Below are 3,665 nucleotides of genomic sequence, written 5' to 3' on the forward strand. Positions count from 1 at the left end.
GGTGAGGCCCGTGAGGCGGACCTGGGTGTCGCTTCCGGGAACGGCAAGGGACAGATCTTCGTCAAGGGCGAGGTCATCAAGACCGTGCCCGAGTCGAAGATCGTCGAGACGCTGATCGAAGAAGCTCTGAAGATCGCCGAGCAGATGGAGAAGGACGGCATCGCCTCGGGCGAGCCCCAGGTCTCCATCAGCTGAACCATGACTCGCACCACCGCGCCCCGCCGGACGAACCCTGTCCGGCGGGGCGCGGTCGTGAGTGACCTCACGGTGCTGCGCGGACGCTCTTCCCGGGCACGGGCGGCGCCGATGAGCCTCTTTGGGTACAGTGCGGAAATCAGCAGACCGCATGGTGAGGCCCCCTCGTGTTGACGCAGACCACCACCCGGGTCCTCGAACCCAGCGACCTCGGCGCCGCTCTCGCCATCCTGGAGAGCGAACCCGTAGCCAATGCCTTCGTGACGTCCCGGGTCCAGATCGCAGGTCTCGATCCTTGGCGCCTCGGCGGCGAGATGTGGGGCTGGTACGCCGATGGACGGCTGCGCTCGCTGTGCTACTCGGGCGCCAACCTCGTACCGATCTGCGCCACCCCCGAGGCCGTCAGGGCCTTCGCCGACCGGGCCCGCCGGGTCGGCCGCCGCTGCTCCTCGATCGTCGGCCCCGCAGAGCCCACCACCCAGCTGTGGCGGCTCCTCGAACCCGGCTGGGGCCCCGCCCGCGAGGTCCGGGCCCATCAGCCGCTCATGGTCACCGAGAGCCCGTCCGCCGAGGTCACCCCCGACCCCCTGGTCCGCCGGATCCGCAAGGACGAGTTGGACGTCCTGATGCCGGCCTGCGTGGCGATGTTCACCGAGGAGGTCGGCATCTCCCCGCTCGCGGGCGACGGCGGACTCCTCTACCAGGCACGCGTCGCCGAGCTCGTCGGCGCCGGCCGCTCGTTCGCCCGGATCGAGGACGGCCGGGTCGTCTTCAAGGCGGAGATCGGCGCGGCCACCCCGCAGGCCTGCCAGATCCAGGGTGTCTGGGTCGCCCCCGGACACCGCGGCCAAGGACTCTCCGAGACCGGCATGGCGGCGGTCCTGCGCTACGCACTGGCCGATGTCGCACCCGTCGTCAGCCTGTACGTGAACGACTACAACACTCCTGCGCGCAAGGCATACGCCAGGGTCGGCTTCCGCGAGGCCGGTGCGTTCATGAGCGTGCTGTTCTGACCGGTCGGCGGCCGGTGCCACTTGCCCCGTACCACCCACCCCACCCGGGCCAGTAGGGTCGGCGCATGGCAGCAGTTTCCGGGGGCGGTCCCCACACTCCCAGCGTCCGGATCGGACCGATCGATCTCGCCGCGCGCGTGGACGAGGCGCTCGCGGTGCAGGCTGTCGCCTTCGGCCTCGGACCGGAAGAGATCGAGGTACGGCGCCACATCGTCCTCAGACACCTCGACCACCCCCGCGCCCGCGCCCTCGGCGCAACCACCCCGGGCGGCCGGCTCGTCGGCTTCGTCTACGGCATGCCGAACGAACGCGGCCAGTGGTGGTCCACCGTCGTCGAGCCCTACCTCCGCGCCACCGGCTCCGCGCACTGGCTCGACGACTCGTTCGTCATCACGGAGCTGCACGTCCTGCCGAAGTTCCAGAACCGCGGCATCGGCCGCGCGCTGATCACCGCCATCACGGACGCCGTCGACCAGCCCCGGTCCATCCTTTCCGCGATCGACACGGAGAGCCCGGCACGTGGTCTGTATCGCAGTCTCGGCTACCAGGACCTGGCCCGGCAGGTGCTCTTTCCCAGTGCTCCCAAGCCGTACGCCGTGATGGGAGCCCCGCTTCCGCTGCGTCGCAAGGGCTAGGGAAGAAGCCAATGGATTTCCGCCCACCCGTACCGCCCGGCTAACCTCCTGCACATCACCCTTCCGAGCAGGAGTTCATCATGGCCCAGGTCCAGCGCATGTCCCGATTGATGATCAAGACACTGCGCGACGACCCGGCGGACGCCGAGACGCTCAACCACAAGCTGCTCGTCCGGGCCGGATACGTACGTCGCACGGCGGCCGGAATCTGGACCTGGCTGCCGCTCGGCAAGAAGGTCCTGGAGAACATCACCCGCGTCGTGCGCGAGGAGATGGACGCCATCGGCGGCCAGGAAGTGCTGCTGCCCGCGCTGCTCCCCAAGGAGTCGTACGACGCCAGCGGCCGCTACGACGAATACGGCGACCTGCTCTTCAAGCTCAAGGACCGCAAGGGCGCCGAGTACCTCCTCGGCCCCACCCACGAAGAGATCTTCACCCAGGTCGTCAAGGATCAGATCACGTCCTACAAGGACCTGCCCGTGATCCTCTACCAGATCCAGACCAAGTACCGGGACGAGGCCCGCCCCCGCGCCGGTGTGCTGCGCGGCCGCGAGTTCCAGATGAAGGACTCGTACTCCTTCGACACCACGGACGAAGGTCTCGTCGAGGCGTACCAGCTGCACCGCGCCGCCTACATCCGGATCTTCGAGCGGCTCGGCCTCGACCACCGCATCGTCTCCGCCGTCTCCGGTGCGATGGGCGGCTCGGCCTCCGAGGAGTTCCTGGCCCCCGCCCCGGCCGGTGAGGACACCTTCGCCGACTGCCCCGCCTGCGACTACGCCGCCAACACCGAGGCCGTGACCTTCAGGGCCACCCCCGTGGACGGCTCGGCACACGGCCCCGTCGAGGAGCTGGACACCCCCGACACCCCGACCATCGAGACGCTCGCCGCGCACCTGGGCGTCCCGGCCTCCGCGACCCTGAAGAACCTGCTCGTCAAGGTCGACGGCGAGATCGTCGCCGTGGGCGTGCCCGGCGACCGCGAGGTCGACCTCGGCAAGCTCGGCGAGCACCTAGCGCCCGCCGTCGTCGAGCTGGTCACCGCAGAGGACTTCGAAGGCCGTCCCGACCTGGTACGCGGCTACGTCGGCCCGCAGGGTCTGGAGAAGGTCCGCTACATCGCAGACCCGCGCATCGCCGCCGGCACCGCCTGGATCACCGGCGCGAACAAGCCCGGCACCCACGCGAAGAACGTCGTCGCCGGCCGTGACTTCGAGGTCGACGACTACCTCGACGTCGTCGTCGTCGAGGCGGGCGACCCGTGCCCCAAGTGCGGCACCGGCCTCAAGCTGGACCGCGCCATCGAGATCGGCCACATCTTCCAGCTGGGCCGCAAGTTCGCGGACGCCTTCCAGCTCGATGTGCTCGGCCAGAACGGCAAGCCGGTCCGGGTCACCATGGGCTCCTACGGCATCGGCGTCTCCCGCGCCGTCGCCGCGCTCGCCGAGCAGACCGCCGACGAGCAGGGGCTGTGCTGGCCCCGCGAGATCGCCCCGGCCGATGTCCATGTCGTCGCGGCGGGCAAGGCGCTCCAGACGGAGCTGGCCCTCGATGTCGCCGAGAAGCTCGCCGCCGCCGGTGTGCGGGTCATGGTCGACGACCGCGCGGGCGTCTCGCCCGGTGTGAAGTTCACCGACGCCGAGCTGATCGGCATCCCGAAGATCCTGGTCGCCGGCCGCCGCTCGGCAGAGGGCGTCCTGGAGCTCAAGGACCGCCGTACGGGCGAGCGCGAGGAGCTCACGGTCGACGAGGCGATCGCCCGCCTGACCGTTCAGGGCTGAACCGCAACGCAAAGCCGTAGGCCCCCGCACCGGCGGGGGCC

Annotated in this window: 3 protein-coding genes and 1 pseudogene; all 4 read left to right on the forward strand. The window is 69.9% G+C overall.

The genetic code is table 11. The features are described 5' to 3' along the window. Positions 1 to 195, forward strand: a pseudogene (locus ABTZ94_RS36725) (flavodoxin-dependent (E)-4-hydroxy-3-methylbut-2-enyl-diphosphate synthase); the annotation flags it as partial. Positions 196 to 362: 167 nt separating this feature from the next. Then, positions 363 to 1,208: a GNAT family N-acetyltransferase gene (locus ABTZ94_RS36730; RefSeq protein ID WP_351207673.1), complete on the forward strand. Its 846-nt coding sequence runs from the start codon at positions 363 to 365 to the stop codon at positions 1,206 to 1,208. A gap of 65 nt (positions 1,209 to 1,273) precedes the next feature. Beyond that, positions 1,274 to 1,843 carry a GNAT family N-acetyltransferase gene (locus tag ABTZ94_RS36735; RefSeq protein WP_351207675.1) on the forward strand — a complete coding sequence of 190 codons (570 nt, stop codon included), beginning with the start codon at positions 1,274 to 1,276 and terminating at the stop codon, positions 1,841 to 1,843. A gap of 80 nt (positions 1,844 to 1,923) precedes the next feature. Continuing rightward, positions 1,924 to 3,624 (forward strand): proline--tRNA ligase, encoded by a 1,701-nt coding sequence (locus ABTZ94_RS36740; protein WP_351207677.1) that lies wholly within the window; start codon positions 1,924 to 1,926, stop codon positions 3,622 to 3,624. Positions 3,625 to 3,665: the final 41 nt, after the last annotated feature.

The sequence above is a fragment of the Streptomyces sp. NPDC002785 genome (genome assembly GCF_040295565.1).
GTDB lineage: Bacteria > Actinomycetota > Actinomycetes > Streptomycetales > Streptomycetaceae > Streptomyces.

Bases quoted from the DNA above. Each gene is read 5' to 3' on its own strand.
- ABTZ94_RS36735 (WP_351207675.1), top strand. From the start codon at position 1,274: ATGGCAGCAGTTTCCGGGGGCGGTCCCCACACTCCCAGCGTCCGGATC.
- ABTZ94_RS36740 (WP_351207677.1), top strand. From the start codon at position 1,924: ATGGCCCAGGTCCAGCGCATGTCCCGATTGATGATCAAGACACTGCGC.